This window comes from Ruegeria sp. BC7 (assembly GCF_056539165.1).
Map to the genome: position 1 here is coordinate 77,348 of NZ_JBQFUL010000008.1, position 23,301 is coordinate 100,648.

The window sequence follows — 23,301 nt, forward strand, 5'->3', positions numbered from 1 at the left end:
TTCCACGGAACTTTGGCAAACTCGGCCCAAAAAAGATAGGAGCGATCCAATACGGCCCATTTGCGGTTTTTTTGATCAAATCTGGATTGATCCGAGCACCACTGTGGACATAGACATATTCGACGCCACCTGATTGGGTGCGCATAAATCATATCCGTCCCGGAGGCTGACCCATGCTGGATGCAACAACTGACCTGAAATCCATCCTCAAGAACCCCGACCTGCTGGTCACAAAGGCTTACATCGGTGGCCAATGGGTAGAGGGCGACAATGGAACCTTTGCCGTATTGAATCCAGCACGTGGCGATGTTGTTGCCGAAGTCGCAGATGTCAGCCGCGCACAAGTTGCAGGCGCGATCGCGCAAGCGGAAACAGCGCAAAAGGAATGGGCCAAGCTGACGGGCAAAGAACGCGCAGTGATCCTGCGGCGCTGGTATGACCTGATGATGGAAAACGCGGAAGACCTGGGCCGGATTCTAACCGCCGAGCAAGGCAAGCCGCTGGCCGAAGCCGTTGGAGAGATCGGGTATGGCGCATCCTTCATCGAGTTTTTCGGTGAAGAAGCCAAACGGGTCTACGGCGAGATGATTCCGGGCCACCAACGTGACAAGCGGATCATGGTGCTGAAACAGCCCATCGGCGTGGCGGCCTCGATCACGCCTTGGAACTTCCCCAACGCAATGATCACCCGTAAGGCTGGGCCTGCCTTGGCTGCAGGTTGTTCCTTTGTTGCGCGTCCAGCGGCGGAAACGCCTTTGTCGGCGCTGGTTCTGGCGGCTCTGGCAGAACAGGCGGGCATTCCGGCAGGTGTGTTCAGCGTCGTCCCCTCATCGCGGGCCAGCGAGATTGGTAAGGAATTCTGCGAAAACCCCGGCGTGCGCAAACTGACCTTTACCGGCTCGACCGAAGTGGGGCGTATTCTTCTGCGGCAGGCGGCCGATCAGGTGATGAAGTGCTCGATGGAGTTGGGCGGCAACGCGCCGTTCATCGTGTTCGACGATGCCGATCTGGATGCAGCGGTCGAAGGCGCGATGCTGTGCAAATTCCGCAACAACGGCCAGACCTGCGTCTGCGCCAACCGCATCTATGTGCAGGCGGGTGTCTATGACGAGTTCGCCGCCAAGCTGAAAGCCGCAGTCGAGGCGCTGAACGTGGGCGATGGTCTGACCGAGGGCACCACGACCGGACCGCTCATCAACGATGACGCGGTCGCCAAGGTGCGGGAACATATTCAGGACGTCACCGACAAGGGCGGTGCGATCCTGACCGGTGGCCTTCCGCATGATCTGGGCGGAACCTTCTTCCAGCCAACCATCGTGACCGGCGTGACACAGGACATGCTGGTTGCTCAGGATGAAACCTTCGGCCCGCTGGCCCCGCTGTTCAAGTTTGAGGACGAGGATGACGTGATCGCTATGGCCAATGACACGATCTTTGGTCTGGCCTCGTATTTCTATGCCAAAGACCTGAGCCGCGTCTACAAAGTGGCCGAGGCGCTGGAATATGGCATCGTCGGCGTGAACACCGGCATCATCTCGACCGAGCTGGGTCCCTTTGGTGGCGTCAAGCAATCCGGTCTTGGGCGCGAAGGCAGCCACCACGGGATGGAAGATTATCTTGAGATGAAATACGTCTGCCTGTCGGTCTGACCTGAATGGGCCACCGTTCCGGCGGTGGCCTCGTTGGCTGATCTGGTCAAGGTTGTGGCTAAAAACTTGACCCTTGCCAGTTCAGAGAACTCCAACTCGAATTGCCCTATGGTAAAGCCCAAATTTGTGTCATTGTGATACCCCTAAGTATTCTTAGGAAAAGTAGTAGGGGGAATTGAAATGGCCTATTTTTCTGTATCGCATTGGTCTGCGACTGACTGGACCGCCGAGATGGAAGCGCTCGCGCGAGACAAATACGTTCCGATGGTCATGGCGTTAGGGGCCCAAAGCGTCGACATGGTGAGAACCGGGGATTTGAGCTTTCTTGTTGTCACTAAATACGCGGATGAAGCGGCAGCAGATTCCGCGCAGGCGAAGATTGATGCCATTAGGGAAGAAGCGGCGGGTGAACTTCCAATGAAGATGAGTAGTGTTCACCGAGGGCCGACCTTCGCAAACGGATAATCACCCGCAAGAAAAATTGGCACAGACAAAGTTGTAGCTGAAACGCGATAGGGTGTCGTCAACTTGGGCGTCCAAGAATGACCCGGCGTGCAGTGGCCGTGCCGAAATCCTATGGAATTCACGCACAAACTTGGCTTTGGATTTTTCAACGAGACTTACGCTGAAGGGGCCAATGCACTGTCAAAGCCTCAATCAGACTTGTCCGTGAAACAGACCTTCATTGTATTCAAAGAAACAACGCCCCGCGTCTGGAGGAACGCGGGGCGTGCAGTCTGCGACAATCCAGAGAGGCGGGACTATCGCTATGTGATCAGACGACCTCAGTTCACGGCCTTGGCGTCGACCACATCTTTCTCGATCGCTTTACCAGACGAAATCTCGATCCGGCGGGGCTTGAGTGCTTCAGGAACTTCGCGCTTGAGGTCGATGTTCAGCATACCGTTTTCGTGGCTCGCGCCGGTCACGCGGACGTGGTCGGCCAGGGCAAAACGACGCTCGAACGCGCGGGTGGCGATGCCGCGATGCAAGAAGGAACGGTCCTTGTCCTCGGCAGCTTTCTTGCCGGCGACGACCAGCGAGTTCTCTTTCACTTCGACCGACAGGTCATTTTCGGAAAAACCGGCAACAGCGACCGAGATGCGATAGGTGTCGGCATCGGTTTTTTCGATATTGTAAGGCGGGTAGCTGGGCTGAGCCACATCGTTCGTCAGAACGCGATCCATCATGTCGGCGATCTGGTCGAAACCAATGGTGGCGCGGTGCAGCGGTGCAAAGTCAAATGTACGCATATGTCGTATCCTCATGTCAGAGCGATGATCGAATTGTGCCCTCCAACCGGACGGGCGATGATTTATCAGGCCCCGTTTTTGGCGACCCGATACAGTTCACATGGGTAGAGATTTGACCGAGTTCAACCCCCGCCGGGGCTGATGAATTTCGCACCCGAGCTGGACTTGCCGGACCCAACCGGCAACCGTCGTATCGCCGCCTTGGGTTGCGGGGCATCGCGCCGCAATGCAGACTTCAATTCCGACACGATTCCAGACAGTTCCATGCCAAATCCAACTTTTTGCCGACCATCCGTCCCAACAGCGGACACGACCGACAAAATCTGCCAGCGGGGACCGTTTCGGGCCAGCAAAGCCGACCCGGACGAACCGAATGTGACGTCGCAATTGAAAGTAATCAGCCCTTGCCGACGTTCGAGGATACGGCAGGATCGCTCTCGCGTTATTGCCTCGGACCGACCGCGCCCATACGAGGCGATACTAACTTCGCTGCCTGCGACCCGCCCGCTATGCAACGCGAACGGATCTGCGACCGAGTAGGGAATCGGTTGATCCAGCCGCATAAGCGCAACGTCCGCGCGTATGGCTGCGGCCGAAAGGTGGGGGTGCTTGGCATAGTTGGGGTGAACGGCAATCTGAACAACCTTTCGCTCGGCCAGTGCTTGTCCGTCGCTCAGCCCCGCACGGAATGTCACCTTTCCGGGTTCGTATGGCGCACCATTCGCCCGGTTCAGGGCACAATGCGCGGCTGTCAGTACAAGGTCCTGAGAAATCAGCGTTCCTGTGCAGAATCCGTCCTGCTCGATGTCCAGTCGGCCAACGGCCTCCCATCCATAAAGATCATCACGATCCGTCAAGGTGCGCTTACCACTTTGCGCAGCCGCCGCAGCGGACAACGCAAACAAACAAATGAAGGGAAAAAGAAAGCGGATCATGGCTTGATGAACCGAGCGCCCACGTTGTTTCCTGATCCATTCTGTTCCGTCGAAGCGGTAAAACCGCGACCCGCCGACAGTTCGGCCTGCAATAACGAAAGGGACTTTTCAACTGCGGTTCCTACGGCGACGCGTTGTCCGTTGAACTCAGCCTTTGCTGCAACAACGGAAACTATACGCGGCCTGTCACCACTAAACGAAAACACGGGCGCGCCGGACGATCCGAATTCCACGTCGCACGACATGACCAGTACGTCGGACCTGCGGGTCATGACCGAACAGACCTCTTGCAAGGACGGAGCCTCGGCCCGATCCTGAGCATAAGATACCACGCCCACCTCCTCGCCTTTTGCGGGGCGGTTGCCTGTTTCAAAAGGAATGACGGTCGTGTTTCGGATCGGCTGCCACAGTTCGATCAGCGCAATATCACTGCCGATGCGCGCGGCGGATGCTTCTTCGCCGTATTGGTAGTCAGGATGAATCACGGCTCTGCGTGCCGCGCGGTAAGCGGACGCACGCCCCAGTCGCCACGCCGCCAAAAACTCGACCTGGGCCAGTTCCACGCGTTGGCCCGTAACCTTGTCGAACAGGCAATGGGCGGCCGTCAAAACCAACGTTGGAGAGATCAGAGTACCCGTGCAAAACCCTGCGCCACCAATATCCAGACGACCCACGGCCATCCAAGCGCGCCCCGCATCCGTGGTATCCAGGCTTTTCAGCCTGGAATCCTGTGCGTTGGCCGTCATCGGCAAACATGCCAGCACTAGAGCCTTGATCCAGTTTCGCAAGCGGTTCTCCGGCGTTGCTATCGACGCATCTTCCTACGCACCGGGTGAGGCGAAAATAGGGCGCTGACTTGGCCGGTCGTATCAATGCCGAACTGATGCGTCGCTGCATCAAACCTTATCTGAGGATCGGAACCTCGCGATCTGGTCTGCGATCCTGCAGCATCGCTCTTGGCATGGGACCTCCGGTTGCCCAATCCAGCAATTCCACCGTGTGCATGATCGGAACGTCGGTGCCCGAACCGATCTGCATCATGCAACCAATGTTGCCAGCGGCGATAACATCAGGGTTCTTCGCCTCAAGAGTCCTGACCTTGCGCTGTTTGAGTTTTCCAGAAATCTCGGGCTGCATCAAGTTATAGGTGCCCGCGCTGCCACAGCACAGATGGCTGTCCGCAGGCTCGACCACTGTGAAGCCCGCGCGTTTCAGCAAGTCTTTGGGGTGCGTCTTGATCTTTTGGCCATGCTGCAGGGAACACGCTGCATGGTAGGCGACGGTCATGTCCTTGTCGGCGCCTTCCGGCAGGTCAAGCTGCACCAACAGCTCGCTGATATCCATTGCGATCGAGGATACCCGCGCCGCATCTTCGGCCAGCGCATCATTTCGGAACATGTGGCCATAGTCCTTGACGGTCGTGCCACAGCCAGAAGTGTTGATGACAATCGCATCCAGCCCGTCCTTGTCCATCTCGGCTGTCCAGGCGCGGATATTCGCGGCGGCGGCCTTGTGACTGTCGTCTGATTTGCCCATGTGATGGGTCAGGGCACCGCAGCACCCGGCACCCTCGGCCACGACAACTTCGCAGCCCATGCGGGTCAGCAGGCGGATGGTGGCATCGTTGATATCCGTATTGAGAGCCCTCTGTGCGCACCCTGTCATCAACGCGACGCGCTTCTTGCGCTCGCCTTTTGGCGCAAAGCTCTGGGGATCATCGTTGCGGCTAACCGGTGGGATATGCTTCGGCGCCATATCCAGCATTGCACGCAGCCGCGCGTCGGGCATCAGGAATTTGAACGGCCGGCCGAGTTTTGCACCGATCAGCGCCCAGCGAAACCGCATTGGATAGGGCAGGATTTGCGCCAAAACCCAGCGCAAAGCGCGATCCGAAAAGGGCCGCTTGTAGTTCTGTTCGATATATTCGCGAGCGTGATCGACCAGATGCATGTAGTGCACGCCCGAAGGACAGGTTGTCATGCAGGCCAGACAAGACAGGCAGCGGTCGATATGCTTGACGGTTTTCTCATCGGGAACACGCTCATTCTCCAGCATGTCCTTGATCAGGTAGATGCGTCCGCGCGGGCTGTCCAGCTCGTCCCCCAACACCTGATAGGTGGGACAGGTCGCGGTGCAGAACCCGCAATGCACGCAATTGCGCAGGATTTCGTTCGAGCGCTTGATGCCCGGATCCTGCAGTTGTTCTTCGGAAAACGTCGTCTGCATATTTCTATCCCATCAGTCCCGGGTTGAACAAACCACGCGGATCAAATTTTTGCCGCAACCCCTGTGTCAGAGCCTTAACCCCAGCGGTTTCGGGTTGGAAACGGCCCAGTGTCGCCGCGGTTTCTGTATCCGCCCGAACAAGCGTCGCGTGACCGTCGAACACGCCAAGCCGTGCGCGCAGATCGGTCCCTGCGGGGACAAGCGCCCAGATCAACCCACCACCCCAATCAAACAAGGTCTGGCTTGCATCCAGACGCGCGGACACCTCTGGCGCGTCCGTCGGTTTAACCGAGATACGCCACACATCGCCCTCCTTGTCATGAAACGCCGCAGCATCCCGAATGCCACGCCACAAGTCAGCCGATCCCTCAAACTCGGAAGGCGCGCCAAAGCTGGCCAGCGTGGATTTCAACTGTTCGACCCTGTAAGCCACCGAATCCGCGAACCCTTCAATCCGCAACAGCGTACGACCTGTCTGCGGGTCATAGGCCGCACCGCTCACCTCGTACGGGGATTTCAAAGCAGCCGAGAGCACACGAATTGCCGCCCCTGCATCCGCAACCGGGATTTGCAGCGTTGCCGTCGCCTCAGGCTTGGGCAGCACTTTCAGCGAAACCTCGGTCAGAACACCCAACGTTCCCCAGGCACCGCTCATCAACTTGACCAGGTCATACCCGGTCACGTTTTTCATCACACGCCCGCCATTCTTTACGATCTGGCCACGACCATCGACATAACGGACGCCCAGCAAGAAATCGCGGCACGCCCCCGCCTGAATCCGACGCGGCCCCGAGATATTGGCGGCCACGACGCCGCCAATTGTCGGAGTGCCATTGGTCCCCAGCAAACCGCGATGATCCATCGGTTCAAACGCCAATTGCTGACCTTCGGCGTCCAGCGCGGCCTCGATCTCGGCCACCGGGGTTCCGGCCTGCGCCACGATCGTCAACGCCCCCGGCTCATATAGAGTAATCCCGCTCAAACCGCCGGTTTCAATAAGATCATCCGGCCCACCGATCCCTCGGGTTCCACCACCGGCAATTCGCACGGGCCCTTGCAATCCGGCCACGATTTCGGCCAGTTCGGTCTCTGTTTCAGGTCTCATGACACTTCTTCTGTTCAAAAATACTTCGGGGGAATCGCGGCTTGCCGCGATGGGGGCAGCGCCCCCTACTCAGCGGCGACCCTGCGGACTTCGGAGACATCCAGCGGGAACACCTTGGCCGGGTTCAAAAGCCAGTTCGGATCGAACACGTCCTTTACAGCCATCTGCGCCTCAAGGTCCTGCGGAGCGTATTGGTGCGACATCAGATCCCGCTTTTCGATCCCCACGCCATGCTCACCCGTCAGGCATCCCCCCACGTCCACGCACAGTTTGAGGATGTCGGCCCCAAACGCCTCGCATTTCTCAAGGTCACCGGGCTTGTTCGCATCAAACAGGATCAGTGGATGCATATTCCCATCACCTGCATGGAACACGTTACCCACCGGCAATCCGTAATCCTCGCTCAACTCTCCGATCCGGCGCAGCACTTCGGGCAGAGAGGATACGGGAATCGTGCCATCCAGACACATGTAATCGTTCATCTGGCCCATCGCCCCGAAAGCCGATTTCCGTCCCAGCCAGATTTTGGCGCTTTCTTCAGCCGATTGGCTTTCGCGCAATTCGACCGGGTTGTGACGTTTGGCAATCTCGATGATCTTCGACAGTTGATAGTCGATTTCAGCCTCGGACCCCTCGACCTCGACAATCAGCAAGGCGTGGCAATCGGGATAGCCGGCATGGGCGAAGTTCTCACACGCCTTGATGCACAGCGTATCCATGAACTCGATTGCCACCGGCAAAATGCCCGATTTGATGATGTCCGAGACACATTGCCCGGCCACCTCATTGTCGTCGAACCCCATCAGCACGGGCCGCGCACCTTCGGGCTTGCGCAGGATGCGCAGGGTGGCCTCGGTCACGACACCCAACTGCCCCTCCGAGCCGCAGACCACGCCCAGCAGGTCCAGCCCGCCAGCGTCCAGATGTGCGCCGCCGATCTCGACCACGCTGCCATCCATCATCACCATCTTGACGCCCAGCAGGTTGTTCGTGGTCACGCCATATTTCAGACAATGTGCGCCGCCGGAATTCATGCCGATATTCCCTGCGATGGCGCAGGCCAGTTGCGACGAAGGATCGGGTGCATAGAAGAAATCATCTTCTTCCACGGCACCGGTCACGCTCAGGTTGGTACGGCCGGTCTGAACGCGGATAAAGCGGTTGTCATAGTCGACCTCCAGCACATCATTCATCCGCGCGATACCCAGAATGACACTATCCGCCGTTGGTAGCGCGCCACCGGCCAGAGATGTCCCCGAGCCACGCGGAACGACCGGAACGCCTTCTTCGTTGCAGATGCGCAGCACATCCGAGACCTCGGCGGTCGTGGACGGCAGCACGGCAAGCATCGGAGGGCATCGATAGGCCGTCAGCGCATCACATTCATAGGCCCGCGTCTCAGCCGGTTCGTGGATCACGGCGTCTTCGGGCAGAACTTGCAGCAGACGCCGCAGGACCACGTCCTTGCGCCGCAGAATATCGGGGTTTGGTGTTGGCATTTCCATGGCTGACCCTCCGTTTGGTAAAATAATATTACCAATTTTCCGATCTGGCAAGTTGTGACGTCACGACTTAGTGTCGCGCTTATGTCTTGGATTGATCAGTCATTGTTGTTTTCACCGCTGGATTTCATCGGCATCGCGCTGCTAATCGGCGCGTGGCCTTTGATCGGATGGCGGATCGAGAATCCTTCGCCGCAAAAGCCGTCTGTCAGCATGATCATGGACGACTATCGCCGCGAATGGATGAAGGAAATGGTGACCCGCCAACCCCGCATGTTCGACGCGCAGGTGGTGGGGACGATGCGGCAAGGCAGTACTTTCTTTGCCTCGACCACGATGATTGCGATTGGGGGCGGGCTGGCCCTGCTAGGAAACACCGAACGCCTGGCCGGGCTTGCTCAGGATCTTGCGCTGGGGACAGCCCCTGCGCTGGTGTGGGAGATCAAGATCCTGACCATCCTGCTGTTTCTGGCAAATGCGTTTCTGAAATATGTCTGGGCGCATCGGCTGTTTGGCTATTGCGCGGTGCTGATGGCCGCCGTGCCGAATGAACCAGCCGATCCTGCGGCCTATCCCCGTGCTGCCCAAGCCGCCGAGATTTGCGTCACCGCCGCGCGCAGCTTCAACCGAGGTCTGCGCTCCACCTATTTCGCCTTGGCGTCCGTGGCGTGGATATTGGGACCTTATGCATTGATCGCCGGCACGCTGATTACACTGGCCATGCTCTACCGCAGAGAGTTTGCCTCGCATTCACGAACAGTACTTCTCAACACCGGATCGTGATCATGTGGCCCCTCACAATAGGGTAGCTTCACAACATGAGATATCTTGTTCTGACCGCCCTGCTTGCAACACCGGCCCTGGCCGATGATCCCGTGATTGAAAACGTCACTGCCAGACAAAGCGGCGATACATGGCGATTCGACGTTACCGTCTCGCATCCCGAAACGGGTTGGGATGATTATGCCGATGGCTGGCGGGTGCTGGATATGGATGGGGGCGAACTGGGGATGCGCGTGCTGCATCACCCGCACGAGAACGAGCAGCCCTTCACACGATCGCTCAGCGGTGTGGCGATTCCCAAAGGAACGGCACAAGTGCAGGTGCAGGCCCGAACCAACGTGGATGGCTGGGCGGAAAAGACTTTTGTGGTTGACCTGAATTAAGGTCAGAAGACGCCCATCTGCAACCCGGCAGCCATGGCCAAACCTAACTCACGGCAGGTTTCGAGCTGGTCGGCGGGGATAGTTTTCTCAGCTAGAATCGCCTCGGGGGTCTGCGCGCGGGTGCAAATGATCAAAGGCGGCTGCACCTCTTTCAACCGCCAGCCGGTTGCGATGCGGGCGGTCTGACGGGCTGCATTCTCACCGTCTGACCCGGCGCAGATCATCTGGGCATAGGGCCGACCCTCAATCCGGCCCAGAACCGGGTAATAGCTGCGGTCAAAGAAATCCTTCATCACGCCGGAAATTGCGGCCAGATTTTCCGGTGCACAGAAAATATAGCCATCCGCGTCCAGCAAATCCTTAGGGCCTGCCTGACCAGCGGCTTTCAGAACCACGTCTGCCTCGTTGCGCGCGGCTTCAGCCGCAGCCTCGGCCATTTGCCGAGACCCACCGGTGCGTGAATGGTAAACGATCAAAAGCTGCGCCATGTCAGACCCGGTGATAGGGACCGCCCGACAGGATGGTTGCGGTCCGATAGAGCTGTTCCGACAACATCACACGGACCAGCATATGAGGCCAGACCATCTCCCCGAACGAGATCGAAAAATCGGCCTCAGCCCTTAGGTTAGGGTCTATTCCGTCCGCCCCGCCGATGATCAACGCAAGATCCTGCCGTCCGGCGTCGCGCCAGCCGCCCAGCTTTTTCGCGAAATCAGGCGAGGACATGACCCGCCCGCGCTCGTCCAGCGTGCAGATCACTGCGCCCTTGGGCAGCGCCTTGCGCAACAGCGCAGCTTCGGCCCCCATGCCCGCGTTTTTCTTGTCCTCGACCTCAATCACCCGCGCAGGGCCAAGGCCCAAGCTCCGGCCGGTCCGGTCAAATCTGGTCAGGTAATCGTCAAGCAGTGTCTTTTCGGGTCCGGCGCGCAATCGCCCGACCGCAACTATGCTGATCCGCATATTTCTCTCGCCTCCGGCCCTTCAATACAGGCCGGGATAGCGCCTCAGTTCGCTGAGGCGCTGCCACCCGCAGGCAGCCACATCTTTTCCAGCTGATAGAATTCACGCACTTCGGGGCGGAAGATATGGACGATTACGTCGCCCGTATCGATCAACACCCAGTCGCCGGCATCCTTACCTTCGACCTTCGAGGTGAAACCGAATTCCTGCTTGATCCGATCCGTCAGCTTTTCCGCCATGGCCGAGACCTGACGGGTCGACCGACCCGAGGCAATCACCATGTGATCCGCAACCGAGGATTTGCCCTGCAGGTTGATCTGCACGACGTCTTCGGCCTTGTCATCGGAAAGTGAGGAAAGGATACGCTCAAGCAGCTTGTCGCTGATTGACTGAGAGTGGGCCATCACGCTGGCCCCGTCATCGGCGGGCAAACCCGCCTGGGTATGTAGAGACAGGACATAGTCCTCCTTTGCTGCGCGCCGCAAATCCCCGGCGCCGGGGTACTAATAAGGTAACAAGCGGATTGCAACATTTCAATGAACGGGCGCGAAAGGTCCGCAACGTCCGTTCACTCTTTGGCGATCTGTTGCGAGTCTGCGTCTGACAGCAGGCGCACTTCGCGCTGCGGGAATGGGATCGAGATACTTTCTGACTGGAACGCATCCCATAGCGCCAGGTAGACGTTCCCCCGGATATTGGTCAGCCCCTTTGTCGGGTCGCTGATCCAGAAGCGCAGGACATAGTCCACACTGCTGTCTCCGAACCCCGTGATATGACAAACCGGCTCATGAGACCCGCCGCTCAGCACCCGTGACACGGATTTTACCGCGCTGATTGACGTCGCGCGCACCTTGTGGGGGTCGTCTTCGTAACTTGTGCCAAACTCCAGGTCCAGCCGCACGAATTTGTCGGAATGCGACCAGTTTACAACCTGATTGGTGATCAGGTCCTCGTTCGGGATCAGGTATTCCCGCCCGTCGCGAGTCACCACCGACACATAGCGCGCGCCCAGCGCGTTGATCCAACCGAACGTATCGCCCAAAGAGATCACGTCGCCCGGCTTGATCGAGCGGTCCATCAGGATGATGATCCCCGAGATCAGGTTCGACACGACCTTTTGCAGCCCGAACCCGATCCCCACACCAATGGCCCCGGACAACAGCGCGATACCGGTCAGGTCAAACCCCAGCGTGCGGATCGCGGCCAGAAAGACCGCGCCGTATAGAAGCACCTGAATGCCCTTCGCCAACAGCACCTGCATCGACGGGGTGATGTCATCATTCCTCATCAAACCGCGTTCGGCCGCGCGGGTTCCAACACGCGCCAGTGTCAGAAGAATGCCGATCAGCAGAACCGCCTTGATAATCCCCAGTGCCGAGATATGCAGGTCACCGATCGAGATCGCCACGCCGTCCAGAAACCCGGCCACGTCGTCAGTCAGGTTCAGGGCCACAAGCGTCGCGTAGATCCACATCGCCCATTTGAAGATTCGTCGCAGCGTTCGGTTGCGCACCAATCGGGCCACCAAAGCAATCGCCAGCCACGCAGCAGCCAGCGTTGCGATCACGCCTATGATATAGCTACGCGAAGGCCATGTGATCTGCTGCATCACAAGGTACAACGCCCAAGACAGAACCACGAAATAGACCAGCGTCAGGCGCTGCATCAACTGGACGAGAACACGCAGCCTCCATTTCGGCCACCCGGTGCGAGACCGCGCCCATGACTCCCATCGACCTTGGGTCAACAGCTTGAGAACAAAAGCAAGACCCCAAAGAAACAGGATGATCACAAGCTGGTATTGCCGCCAGCCCGGTGTGACGATCAGTTCGGCAAAGTTTTCAAACTGAGAGGAAAAGGCCGCGACCATGTCATCGTAAAGGTCCGACAGCGAACTTGGGATCAGGTCTTGGTTCATTCACGTCTCCTAACCGATAGCTTGGACAGCAAAGTCCATTGATGCAAGCCTGACGCGGTTTTGAACCTTGATTGACGGGAAGACGCGATATATCTGGTGCGCATGAGACTCGATTTGGCCCCAGCTCCGACGTTGCAAGACCGCACGCGCCTGCGTGAACGGTTCTTTGGGGCCGCCCGCACGGTTCTGGCCCGCCTATAAGCGGCCCAGCCACTCGCCAGCTATTTCTCATTACAATACGGGAGAGGACCGATGTCCCCCAAAACACTCTATGACAAGATCTGGGATGCCCATGTCGCGCACGAAGCCGATGATGGCACCTGCCTGCTGTATATCGACCGCCACCTGGTGCACGAAGTCACCAGCCCGCAAGCCTTTGAAGGGCTGCGCATGGCCGGTCGTGAGGTGCGCGCGCCCGAGAAAACCATCGCGGTGCCGGACCACAACGTTCCAACCACGCCTGATCGAGTAAACGGGATCGAGAACCCGGAATCGCGTATTCAGGTTGAAGCACTGGACAAGAACGCCAAGGATTTCGGTATTCACTACTATCCTGTGAACGACGTCCGTCAGGGCATCGTCCACATCGTTGGACCCGAACAGGGCTGGACGCTGCCCGGCATGACCGTTGTCTGCGGCGATAGCCACACCGCCACCCACGGCGCGTTCGGCGCGTTGGCCCACGGCATCGGCACGTCCGAGGTCGAACACGTTCTGGCCACGCAGACCCTGATCCAGAAGAAATCCAAGAACATGAAGGTGGAAATCACCGGCAAATTGCAGCCGGGTGTGACCGCCAAGGACATCACTCTGGCCGTGATCGGGGAAACCGGCACGGCTGGCGGCACCGGCTATGTCATCGAATATTGCGGCGAAGCGATCCGCGATCTGTCGATGGAAGGCCGCATGACCGTTTGCAACATGGCCATCGAAGGCGGCGCCCGCGCTGGTCTGATCGCCCCGGATGAGACCACCTTTGAATATGTCAAAGGCCGCCCCCACGCCCCGAAGGGCGCACAATGGGAAGCGGCTCTGGCCTGGTGGAAAACGCTCTATACCGATGAGGATGCGCATTTTGACAAGGTCATCACCCTGCGCGGCGAAGATATCGCGCCCGTCGTGACCTGGGGCACCAGCCCCGAAGATGTGCTGCCGATCACAGCGACCGTGCCAAACCCCGAAGATTTTGAAGGCGGCAAGGTCGACGCGGCCCGCCGGTCGATCGAATACATGGGTCTGGAAGCCGGTCAAAAGCTGAGCGATGTCGAGATCGACACGGTCTTTATCGGTTCCTGCACCAACGGTCGGATCGAAGACCTGCGCGCTGCGGCTGAAATCCTGAAAGGCAAAAAGATCAAGGACGGGTTGCGCGCCATGGTCGTACCCGGCTCGGGTCTGGTGCGCGCTCAGGCCGAGGAAGAAGGTCTGGCAGACGTCTTCAAAGAGGCCGGGTTTGAATGGCGTTTGGCGGGATGTTCGATGTGTCTGGCGATGAACCCCGACCAGTTGCAACCGGGCGAGCGCTGTGCCGCGACCTCGAACCGCAACTTTGAAGGCCGTCAGGGACGGGGTGGACGCACCCACTTGCTGAGCCCCGCGATGGCTGCCGCTGCCGCGATAACAGGACGGCTGACAGACGTCCGCGAATTGATGTAAGCTACCCTCATATCTGAATATTTGAGGGAGAGACTGAGATGAGTGATTGGGTCAAATGGCTCTTGTTGGGGCTGCTTTCGATTGCGTTTGGCATCTTTGTGCTGGGCGCACCGGTGGTGGCTTCGATAGCTGTGACAGTAGTGACCGGAGTGTTTCTGCTGATTTCAGGCGCGCTGCAAGTTGTCGGCGGTTTTACGGTTGAAGGAGCCGGCAACAAGATTCTGTCGCTTATCATGGGTGCCGTGATGCTGTTTCTTGGCTGGAACTTCATGTCTCAGCCGCTGGCCGGAACGCTCACCCTGGCGATGGTCATGCTGATCCTGTTCATGGCAGGCGGCATCGCGCGGGTCATTCTGTCGTTCCAGATGCGCGGAACGCAGTATTTCTGGCCGACGATCATCTCAGGCATCTTGTCGATCGTCCTCGCGGGCATCATCTGGAGTTATGTAGGAAGTGAACCGGCAGTGCTGATGAGCATTCTGGGCATCTTCCTGGGGATTGAGATGCTGTTCAACGGGTTCGGTTTGGTCTTCATGGCGTTCTTCGTCAAGAACGCCCCCAACGACGCAACAACTGAAGCGAAACAAGCTTAAACGCGGGGCACGGGGTCGGCCCTCTCCCGCAGGAGTGTGAACATGGAAAAGTTTGAAAAAGTCCACGGGGTGGCCGCCCCAATGCCATTGATCAATATCGACACCGATATGATCATCCCGAAAGTGCACCTGAAAACGATCAAGCGGTCCGGACTCGGCGTCGTTCTGTTTGACGAAATGCGCTATCACGACGACGGGCAGGAAAACGAAGAATTCGTCCTGAACAAACCCGCGTATCGTGAAACTGAGATTTTGGTCGCAGGCGACAATTTTGGCTGCGGCTCGTCGCGTGAACACGCACCTTGGGCGATCAAGGATTTCGGCATCAAGGTTGTGATCTCGACCAGCTTTGCCGACATCTTTTTCAACAACTGCTTCAAGAACGGCATCCTGCCCATCGTGGTTGCGGACGAACACCACGCGATCCTAATGGATGACGCGCACAAGGGTGAAAACGCCCGCATGACCGTGCATCTGGAAGATCAGCAGATCACCACGTCCGATGGCGTCGTGATCGAGTTCGACATCGACCCGCACCGCAAGCACTGCCTGCTGAACGGCCTGGACGATATCGGCCTGTCGATGGAGAAAGAACATCACATCGACAAGTTCGAGGAGCACGCAAGTCAGGCCCGCCCCTGGGTTTGATTCTGTGGATGATTCTGTGGGTACTCAACCTAAAGGGGTCGCTTCGGCGGCCCCTTTCGCATTCTAGGGGTTGAATTTGCGGCAACCACAACATGTAGCGGCAATGCTAAATTACACGTCGGATTTGCGTCAGGAATGATGCAAACCCGCACCAGTTTTGCCATCATTTTGCCCAAAATCAAGTGTTTTCTGCACCTTGGCTTGAGCGCAGTGCCTAACGGGGCCAGTGTTGGCGCTATAGAGGCATCCGTCAAAAAACAAACGGCGGGCACAAGTTGGAATTGAAGTCGGCAAAGAACCGACCGATCCAGTTTGAAAGGGTTCGGATAGTGATTGCGCGCACAACAGGGGCGGCAATTCGGGGATTATTGGTTGCACTGATTGTGCTGACCCCCGCGTTGTATTTGCCCGCATCGTCAACGAATGGGACCGAGATCGTCGTGTTTCTCGCCATTCTCGCGTTTTTCCTGACCTTTGCTGAATATAACTCGGCCTTTCCCAGCTTTATCGAATTCCGCGATGCTCCGCCTGTGAACCGTTTGCGCTTTGTCGGGCTGGTCACGATGATCATGTTTTTGACCCTGATCTGCAAAAACGCATATCTGCCCACACAGCTTACCGCCCTGTTTTATTCGATAGGATTCAGCTTGGCGAATGTGGTCGACTTTCCGTATTCACCGGTGCGGCTGATCGTTCTGATGTTGCCCGGAGATGCCAGTGCGCCCCTTATCGAACTGGTGCGCATATCCGCCAGCGTCGCGTACCTGACCGCGTTGGTCACGATCGGCAGCTTTGCCTACGCGGTGAAATTACGTGGCTGGCCCACCGGAAACGGTGCTTTCAACGTCTGGACCAACCTGCCCTTGTTCGATCCGACGCAGGGCGGTGACGTGGTGACGCGCCTTCAGCGCGACGGCCGGCTCAACATCTCGATCGGCGTGCTGCTGCCCTTCCTGATCCCAGCGATGATCAAAATGCTGACGAACTATGTCGATCCCATTTCGCTCAGCAATCCTCAGACCCTGATCTGGACCATGAGCGCATGGGCTTTCCTGCCCGCCAGCATGATCATGCGCGGTATGGCTACCCTGCGCATCGCGAACCTGATCGTTGAAAAACGCCGCGCCTATTCCACAGCCGAGTCCACTCAGACCGCATGATCCGAATTCTTGTCCTGCTTTGGCTGCCTCTGATGGCGCAGGCAGAAACCGTGCGCGTTGCTACGTTCAACACTGAACTCAGCCGCAAGGGGCCGGGCCTGCTGCTGCGCGACATTCAGCGCGGAGACGCGCAGGCCAAAGCTGTCATCGAAGTCCTGGTGGCGTCACACCCCGATATTGTCGCCCTGCAGGGGATCGACTGGGATTTTCATGGACAGACCCTAGCTGCGCTGACCGAGCGGCTGCGCCAGGCCGGTCTGGACTACCCTCATCAATTTACGGCACGGCCAAATTCGGGGCTTGAAACCGATCTGGATATGGATGGCGATGGTCGAACACATGGTCCGGGCGATGCACAGGGCTGGGGCCGGTTCACGGGGCATGGCGGCCTTGCGGTCCTGTCGCGCTATCCCATCCAGACCGAAAACGTTCGGGATTTTACAGATTTGCTGTGGCGGGATCTTCCCGGCGCCCAGCTTCCCCACAAGGGTTCGGCAGCTTTTCCCTCGGACGAAGCGCAGAATATTCAACGCCTGTCATCCACCGCACACTGGCTTGTGCCCATCGAAACACCGATCGGAGTTGTCGATCTGATGACGTTTCACGCCGCTCCCCCAGTTTTTGACGGGCCGGAGGATCGGAACGGACTTCGCAACCGAGACGAGATTCGCTTTTGGATGTCCCTTTTGGACGGCGAGATCACTCAGGCGCCTACGGGATCATTCGTTCTTGCGGGGGATGCGAACCTCGACCCCGACCGCGGCGAGGGGCGAAAAGAGGCAATTCGGCAGCTATTGAGCGACCCGCGCTTGCAAGACCCCGTACCAGAAGATTCAACCGGAAAAGAGACCACGGTCGTGTGGAAGGGCGTCGGGGACATGCGCGTGGACTACGTATTGCCCTCGTCTGACTTGCGTGTCGTGGATGCCGGAGTGTTCTGGCCAGCGCCCGGATCAGACCTGCGCGCGGCGGCCGAGACTGCCAGCAGACATCGCCTCGTATGGGTCGAACTGGCCGCGCCCTGAAACCACTTAAACTCTGGCCGTGGTAGCGGTGGAATACAGCCCAGGTTGCCTGTCCGAAATGGCCGTGTTTATGGCCTCATCCAGATCAGTATGCGTGAACCCCGGCACCAGTTCGTTGAAAGCCTCTGCGTCTAGACAATGCGGCGCATCCCATAGATAGCGCATTTCGATCAGATGCGGCGCAAGGTTCCAGAACATTCGGCTCAGGTGAATCGGCCACCAGTTCATGCGCTTTGCCCGCACGCGCTGACCCGTCACCCGCGATAGCGATTGCGCCAGTTCCGTTCCTGTCAGGGTGTAACCTGCAAACGGCACGTCGCTAAAACGCGGCAGGTCGTCTCGTATCTCAGCCAGGGCAACGGCGGCTCGGGCGAGATCCGGCAAATAGGCCCAGGAATGGGCAATGTCAGGCCGACCCGGATACACCAGTTGCCCCTTTGACAAACGCTTGATCAAAACCTGATCGAACCAGTTGCCTGACGCGCAGGTGTCGATGAAATCTCCTGCCCTCAAGATGATCGTCTTGACCGAGGAACTGCGGTAGGCGTCTTCCATCTCGACCCTGATCCTGCCCAGCGGATTCTCAGCCAAATGGGGTGAAGAACTTGACCACGGCAAAGGCGTAGAAGCCCCAAAGACATACACGTTGCCGGGAACGATCACTGTCGCTCCGGAGTGTTCGGCTGCGTCGATAACTTGTCGATGTAACTTTGGCACCAGCCCGGCCCAGTCCGGGTAGGGTGGATTCCAGGCATTTACGATGATGCTGGCTCCTTCTGCGGATTGCTTCAAGTCCTGCGATTTGCGGTCAAAACTGCGGACCGACCAACCCGCTTTGCGAAATGCTTCGGCGCTATTGCGCCCGAACCGGCCTGTTGCGCCCAAGATCAGTGCTGTTTGTGTCATGGCAACCTCCTGTCACTCTCAACACTGATCCATTCAAAGGGATATGGGAATTGCCTGCATGTGCAGAACGTGTATTCATTCATGAATGGATAGACTCATCACCCCGTCCGACTGGTCCCTGATCCAAAGCTTTCTGGCCGTAGCTGAAACCGGTTCACTATCTGCGGCAGCCCGGCGGTTAGAGCGAAGCCAGCCGACGCTAGGCCGACAAATTCACGCGCTTGAGGACGAGTTGGGCGTATCTCTTTTTGATCGACATGCGCGCGGTCTGAGGCTGAGTGACGTCGGAGCGCAACTGCTGCCTATGGCGCAGCAGATAAACTCTGCCATGAGCGCGATCAGCCTGACCGCGGCAGGCCAGTCGCAACAATTGGAAGGGACAGTGCGCATAACCACTTCGGTTTTTGCAGCCCATCATCTTCTGCCGCCCATCATGGCGCAAATCCGCAAGCAAGAACCGGCGATACAGCTTGAACTGGTCGCAACGGACACGGTCGAAAACCTGCTGTATCGCGAGGCTGATATTGCAGTTCGCATGTATCGCCCCGAGCAGGTCGACATCGTCTCAAGGTATCTGGGCGACGTGCGCATGTGCTTTTGCGCGGCCCGGTCTTATCTGGACCGAGCAGGCCGCCCGGCAGAACCCGCAGACTTGTTCAATCACGATCTGGTCGGCTTTGACGCCAATGAGCAGATCATCAAAGAGATGCACAACAAAGGCTGGCCCGCGAGCCGGGACAATTTCGCGACCCGTTGCGACCTTCAGAGCGCATATTGGGAACTGATCCGGGCCGGCTGCGGAATTGGGTTTACCCAGACGCATGTTGCCGAGGCAGACCCCTTGGTCGAAATCCTGCCGCTGGACGTGGAAATCCCGGTACTTCCCGTGTGGCTGGCCGCTCCGCAGGCGATGCGCCAAACCCCGCGAATCCGGCGGGTTTGGGATCTGCTTGCCGATGGTCTGAAGGCCAGTCTTTGACGGTGAACCTGCTATGACCGTGCCGTTTCGTCACGGAAACCGAGATTCCCGTCGACTCTGTTTGTTTTGGCCTGTTCGTCTCATTGACCCGATGCGGCGCAGGCGCTAGGGCCATTGCGACGAAACGCAAGGAGATCCTTCATGTCCAACCCCTCGCTGCTGATCCTGCCCGGAGACGGTATTGGCCCCGAAGTTATGGCCGAAGTCCGCCGCATCATCGACTGGTTCGGCGCGAACCGCGGTCTGGCGTTCGACGTGAGCGAGGATCTGGTCGGCGGTGCCGCCTATGACGCCCATGGCAAGCCCCTGTCGGACGAGACCATGGCCAAAGCGCAAGAGGTTGACGCGGTGCTGCTGGGCGCGGTTGGCGGCCCGAAATATGACGATCTGGATTTCAGCGTAAAGCCTGAACGCGGGCTGCTGCGCCTGCGCAAGGAAATGGACCTGTTTTCCAACCTGCGCCCGGCGCAGTGCTTTGACGCGCTGGCTGATTTCTCATCGCTGAAAAAGGACATCGTCGCCGGTCTGGACATCATGATCGTGCGCGAGCTGACCTCGGGCGTCTATTTCGGAGAGCCGCGCGGCATCTTTGAAGAAGGCAACGAACGCGTGGGCATCAACACCCAGCGTTACACCGAATCCGAGATCGAACGCGCCGCGCGCTCGGCTTTTGAACTGGCGATGCGCCGGAACAAGAAGCTGTGCTCGATGGAGAAAGCCAACGTCATGGAATCGGGCATTCTGTGGCGCGAGGTCGTGGATCGCGTGGCCGAGGATTACCCTGAGGTCGAGCTGACCCATATGTATGCCGACAATGGCGCAATGCAGCTTGTACGCGCACCCAAGCAGTTCGACGTGATCGTCACCGACAACCTGTTCGGCGACATCCTGTCGGATTGTGCGGCGATGCTGACCGGCTCGCTGGGGATGCTGCCATCCGCGTCGCTGGGCGCACCGATGGCCAATGGCCGCCCCAAGGCAATGTACGAACCCGTCCACGGCTCGGCCCCCGATATCGCAGGTCAGGGCAAAGCGAACCCGATCGCCTGTATCCTAAGCTTTGCCATGGCGCTGCGCTATAGCTTTGATCAGGGGGCCGAGGCTGACCGTCTGGAAGCGGCAATCGAGAAGGTTCTGGCCGATGGTGTCCGCACCGCCGATCTGCTGGCCGAAGAAGGCGTGCAGCCGGTCTCGACCACCGAAATGGGCGACGCGATTCTGGCGGCGCTGAACGAAACCGTCTGATCAGGCGGCCAAACGCATTTCAAAGGCGGTGCCAAGCGCGCCGCCTTTTTCTTTACCCGATCAGTTGCCGAAGATATTGTTCAACAGGTTGTTAATGGCATTCTCGAACCCGTTGCCCTGCCTACGACGTTGCTGCCGTGGCTGCGCGGTTCGCACGGGCGGGTCCGGGGCCAGCATCGGCAAGGGCGTCGGGGTCATCCCTTCGGTCACGCGCAGCATGGTTTCCTTCCAGATTTCCGCAGGCAACCCGCCGCCGGTGACACCTGAAAGTGGCGTATTATCGTCATAGCCCATCCAGACACCCGCCACGTAATCCGCCGTGAACCCGATGAACCACGCATCGCGCGCGGCCTGAGTTGTGCCGGTCTTGCCCGCCACCTGCCAGCCCGGAAGCTGCGCCCGCGCACCCGTGCCTTCCGAGACCACGCGCTCCATCATCCATGTCAGTTGCTTGGCCGCCTTGTCGTTGATGACACGCTCTCCGATGCCGGTCGTCGTCACCATGACGGGCGTCTGATCACCCAGCAACTTTAACTCGGTCAGACCATAAGGTTCCACGGACGAGCCACCGTTCAGGATACCCGCATAAGCCCCGGTCATCTCGATCAGGGTGCTTTCCGACGCGCCCAGAGCAAGGGCCGGTCCTTCGGCCAGATCATTGGCAATCCCAAACCCGCTGGCAACGGTGCGCACGTTTTCAAGCCCCGCGACCTCAGCCACTTTGACGGCCGGGATGTTCAGCGAGTTCTTCAACGCATCCGCAAGCGTAACCCGGCCATAGAACTTGTTGGTATAATTCTTGGGGCACCACTGGCCCGAACCGGGGATATTGATGCAATAGGGCTCATCCACGACCGTATCCAGCGGAGAATACCCAAGCTCCAACGCTGTCGCGTACACGAAGGGTTTGAAGGATGATCCGGTCTGTCGCAATGCCTGCGTCGCGCGATTGAACGCACCTGATACACGCGTCTTGCGACCGCCGACCATGGCACGCACCGCCCCATCTGCGGACATCACAACAATCGCGGCCTGCGCCTTGGACCCTTCGCGAACTTTTTCCTGAAAGATGTATTGCAGCGCCTCCTCCGCCGATTTCTGCAGGCGCTGATCCAGAGTCGTCCGGATCACCACATCCTCGGTGGTGTTGCGGGTAAAGAACTCGGGCCCGCTGGCCATGACCCAATCGGCGAAATACCCACCTGCACGCGCGGCGGCGGCTTCGGACAGTTCCGCGGGACGGGTGCGGGCTTCGCTGGCCTGCGCGGGGGAAAGGTATCCCTGATCCTCCATCAATCCGACGACCAAACGCGCCCGATCCTGCGAGCGTTGCAGGTTGTTCGTCGGCGCATACCGGGTCGGCGCGACCAGAAGGCCCGCCAGCATCGCGGCCTCGGACGGGGACACCTCGGCGGCCGAAATTCCGAAATACCGCTGGCTGGCGGCCTCGAACCCTCGCGCGCCTGCGCCAAGGAACGCCCGATTCAGATAGATGGTGAGGATTTCGTCCTTGGAGTATTTGACCTCCATCGCCATCGCGTAAACGGCTTCCTTCGCCTTGCGCCACAACGAGCCCTGACGACAGTCAGCTTCGTAGGCGGCCTCGGACTCCCAATCAGCCGGATCATAAGGAACACCCAGACACAGCAGCTTGGCCGTCTGCTGCGTGATGGTCGAACCGCCATGGCCCGACAGCGGCCCCCGGCCTTCGCTCAAGTTGATGCGCACGGCGCTGGCAACCCCGCGCGGGCTGACACCGAAATGGCGATAGAATCGCTTATCCTCAGTCGCGATGACCGCGTGCTTGAGGTGCGGAGACACCGTATCGGCCGTAATGACTCCGCCGAACTGATCACCACGCCACGCAAATACCTTGCCGTCGCGGTCCAGCATCGTGACCGATCCGCGCGCACGACCATCCAGCAAGGCGTCAACATCAGGCAACGTGCTATAGACAACCCCTATCGCAAGCGCCAGCAGCAGGGCACAGACCGCGCCAACCCGCCAGGTCACACCCCAGACCAGCCGCCAAAGCCAGCGGAACATACGGCGGAAAAACCCGCCGCCGTTCTTGTTGGACTTGCGTGTTTTCTTGCGGGCCGTTCTGCGGGTCGTTGTCTTTCGCGCAGTCGCCTTCTTGCCTGCGGCGCGCTTTGACGCCGAGGATTTTCGCCCCTTCGACGGGTATCGTTTGTCCGCAACAAGAGGTTTCTTGCCGCGCCTGGACTCAGTCATGCTCAAGCTCTGCCCGGTTATCGTTTTGAGGCACCATACCCTGCCACACAGATGAAGTAGAGGTATGAAATACGTCTAAAAGCCTTCCTCAATTTGCTCAATTTTTAATCATTGCGCCGTATTTGTGCAAAAATTGTGCA

General features: G+C 58.6%; 23 protein-coding genes. 11 read left to right on the forward strand and 12 right to left on the reverse strand.

Features of this window, described 5'->3' with window-relative positions; translation table 11 throughout:
* Positions 1-173 precede the first annotated feature (173 nt).
* Both ACR0KS_RS17100 and ACR0KS_RS17105 read left to right on the forward strand, forming a co-directional pair.
* Positions 174-1,649, forward strand: coding sequence for an NAD-dependent succinate-semialdehyde dehydrogenase (locus ACR0KS_RS17100; RefSeq protein WP_170567519.1), 1,476 nt, complete (start codon positions 174-176; stop codon positions 1,647-1,649).
* A gap of 180 nt (positions 1,650-1,829) precedes the next feature.
* Positions 1,830-2,114, forward strand: coding sequence for a hypothetical protein (locus ACR0KS_RS17105; RefSeq protein ID WP_170486136.1), 285 nt, complete (start codon positions 1,830-1,832; stop codon positions 2,112-2,114).
* Between the two features lie 320 nt (positions 2,115-2,434).
* Here the strand turns inward: ACR0KS_RS17105 and ACR0KS_RS17110 are convergent, their stop codons facing one another.
* The 6 genes from ACR0KS_RS17110 to ACR0KS_RS17135 all read right to left on the reverse strand — a co-directional run bounded on the left by ACR0KS_RS17110 (position 2,435) and on the right by ACR0KS_RS17135 (position 8,673).
* Entirely contained in the window at positions 2,435-2,902 is a 468-nt protein-coding gene (locus tag ACR0KS_RS17110) for an Hsp20 family protein (protein WP_170416289.1), read from the reverse strand.
* 122 nt (positions 2,903-3,024) lie between these two features.
* Positions 3,025-3,837: a trypsin-like serine protease gene (locus tag ACR0KS_RS17115; RefSeq protein WP_170567517.1), complete on the reverse strand. Its 813-nt coding sequence runs from the start codon at positions 3,835-3,837 to the stop codon at positions 3,025-3,027.
* Entirely contained in the window at positions 3,834-4,625 is a 792-nt protein-coding gene (locus ACR0KS_RS17120) for a trypsin-like serine peptidase (RefSeq protein WP_480681812.1), read from the reverse strand. The genes ACR0KS_RS17115 and ACR0KS_RS17120 overlap by 4 nt, the downstream gene beginning before the upstream one ends.
* Positions 4,626-4,740: 115 nt before the next feature.
* On the reverse strand, positions 4,741-6,063 hold the full coding sequence (gene glcF, locus ACR0KS_RS17125) for a glycolate oxidase subunit GlcF (protein ID WP_170567515.1): 1,323 nt from the start codon (positions 6,061-6,063) through the stop codon (positions 4,741-4,743).
* Positions 6,064-6,067: 4 nt separating this feature from the next.
* Positions 6,068-7,168, reverse strand: coding sequence for an FAD-binding protein (locus ACR0KS_RS17130; RefSeq protein ID WP_170567513.1), 1,101 nt, complete (start codon positions 7,166-7,168; stop codon positions 6,068-6,070).
* Positions 7,169-7,233: 65 nt separating this feature from the next.
* Positions 7,234-8,673: an FAD-linked oxidase C-terminal domain-containing protein gene (locus ACR0KS_RS17135; RefSeq protein WP_170388683.1), complete on the reverse strand. Its 1,440-nt coding sequence runs from the start codon at positions 8,671-8,673 to the stop codon at positions 7,234-7,236.
* Between the two features lie 81 nt (positions 8,674-8,754).
* Here ACR0KS_RS17135 and ACR0KS_RS17140 point away from each other — a divergent pair, with 81 nt between their 5' ends.
* Complete coding sequence (locus ACR0KS_RS17140) at positions 8,755-9,453, forward strand: DUF599 domain-containing protein (RefSeq protein ID WP_170486141.1); 699 nt, start codon at positions 8,755-8,757, stop codon at positions 9,451-9,453.
* Between the two features lie 35 nt (positions 9,454-9,488).
* Positions 9,489-9,836, forward strand: a complete 348-nt coding sequence (locus tag ACR0KS_RS17145) for a hypothetical protein (protein WP_170567511.1) — start codon at positions 9,489-9,491, stop codon at positions 9,834-9,836.
* A gap of 2 nt (positions 9,837-9,838) precedes the next feature.
* On the opposite strand, the gene ACR0KS_RS17150 is transcribed toward ACR0KS_RS17145, so the two are convergent.
* From ACR0KS_RS17150 to ACR0KS_RS17165, 4 genes are all read right to left on the reverse strand, one after another.
* Positions 9,839-10,324: an NAD(P)H-dependent oxidoreductase gene (locus ACR0KS_RS17150; RefSeq protein WP_170567509.1), complete on the reverse strand. Its 486-nt coding sequence runs from the start codon at positions 10,322-10,324 to the stop codon at positions 9,839-9,841.
* A gap of 1 nt (position 10,325) precedes the next feature.
* On the reverse strand, positions 10,326-10,796 hold the full coding sequence (gene rlmH, locus ACR0KS_RS17155) for a 23S rRNA (pseudouridine(1915)-N(3))-methyltransferase RlmH (protein WP_170567508.1): 471 nt from the start codon (positions 10,794-10,796) through the stop codon (positions 10,326-10,328).
* Between the two features lie 44 nt (positions 10,797-10,840).
* Entirely contained in the window at positions 10,841-11,200 is a 360-nt protein-coding gene (gene rsfS / locus ACR0KS_RS17160; protein WP_039525373.1) for a ribosome silencing factor, read from the reverse strand.
* 164 nt (positions 11,201-11,364) lie between these two features.
* Positions 11,365-12,714 carry a mechanosensitive ion channel domain-containing protein gene (locus tag ACR0KS_RS17165; protein ID WP_170567506.1) on the reverse strand — a complete coding sequence of 450 codons (1,350 nt, stop codon included), beginning with the start codon at positions 12,712-12,714 and terminating at the stop codon, positions 11,365-11,367.
* A 252-nt stretch (positions 12,715-12,966) separates the two neighbouring features.
* Here ACR0KS_RS17165 and leuC point away from each other — a divergent pair, with 252 nt between their 5' ends.
* The 5 genes from leuC to ACR0KS_RS17190 all read left to right on the forward strand — a co-directional run bounded on the left by leuC (position 12,967) and on the right by ACR0KS_RS17190 (position 17,796).
* On the forward strand, positions 12,967-14,370 hold the full coding sequence (gene leuC, locus ACR0KS_RS17170) for a 3-isopropylmalate dehydratase large subunit (protein WP_170486146.1): 1,404 nt from the start codon (positions 12,967-12,969) through the stop codon (positions 14,368-14,370).
* A gap of 38 nt (positions 14,371-14,408) precedes the next feature.
* Positions 14,409-14,963, forward strand: a complete 555-nt coding sequence (locus ACR0KS_RS17175; protein ID WP_170388674.1) for a DUF308 domain-containing protein — start codon at positions 14,409-14,411, stop codon at positions 14,961-14,963.
* Between the two features lie 42 nt (positions 14,964-15,005).
* The gene (gene leuD / locus ACR0KS_RS17180) at positions 15,006-15,611 is read left to right on the forward strand and encodes a 3-isopropylmalate dehydratase small subunit (protein WP_170486147.1); all 606 of its coding nucleotides are present in this window, start codon (positions 15,006-15,008) and stop codon (positions 15,609-15,611) included.
* A 329-nt stretch (positions 15,612-15,940) separates the two neighbouring features.
* The gene (locus ACR0KS_RS17185) at positions 15,941-16,771 is read left to right on the forward strand and encodes a hypothetical protein (protein ID WP_170388672.1); all 831 of its coding nucleotides are present in this window, start codon (positions 15,941-15,943) and stop codon (positions 16,769-16,771) included.
* Positions 16,768-17,796 (forward strand): endonuclease/exonuclease/phosphatase family protein, encoded by a 1,029-nt coding sequence (locus tag ACR0KS_RS17190; RefSeq protein WP_170567504.1) that lies wholly within the window; start codon positions 16,768-16,770, stop codon positions 17,794-17,796. The genes ACR0KS_RS17185 and ACR0KS_RS17190 overlap by 4 nt, the downstream gene beginning before the upstream one ends.
* A gap of 6 nt (positions 17,797-17,802) precedes the next feature.
* Here ACR0KS_RS17190 and ACR0KS_RS17195 read toward each other — a convergent pair whose 3' ends face one another.
* Entirely contained in the window at positions 17,803-18,702 is a 900-nt protein-coding gene (locus ACR0KS_RS17195) for a Rossmann-fold NAD(P)-binding domain-containing protein (RefSeq protein WP_170567502.1), read from the reverse strand.
* An 85-nt stretch (positions 18,703-18,787) separates the two neighbouring features.
* On the opposite strand from ACR0KS_RS17195, the gene ACR0KS_RS17200 reads away from it, so the two are divergent.
* Both ACR0KS_RS17200 and leuB read left to right on the forward strand, forming a co-directional pair.
* Entirely contained in the window at positions 18,788-19,681 is an 894-nt protein-coding gene (locus ACR0KS_RS17200) for a LysR family transcriptional regulator (RefSeq protein WP_170567500.1), read from the forward strand.
* Positions 19,682-19,822: 141 nt separating this feature from the next.
* A complete protein-coding gene (leuB, locus tag ACR0KS_RS17205; RefSeq protein WP_170567498.1) occupies positions 19,823-20,926 on the forward strand; it encodes a 3-isopropylmalate dehydrogenase in 1,104 nt (367 codons plus the stop codon).
* 60 nt (positions 20,927-20,986) lie between these two features.
* Here leuB and ACR0KS_RS17210 read toward each other — a convergent pair whose 3' ends face one another.
* The gene (locus tag ACR0KS_RS17210) at positions 20,987-23,161 is read right to left on the reverse strand and encodes a PBP1A family penicillin-binding protein (RefSeq protein WP_170567496.1); all 2,175 of its coding nucleotides are present in this window, start codon (positions 23,159-23,161) and stop codon (positions 20,987-20,989) included.
* Positions 23,162-23,301 lie beyond the last annotated feature (140 nt).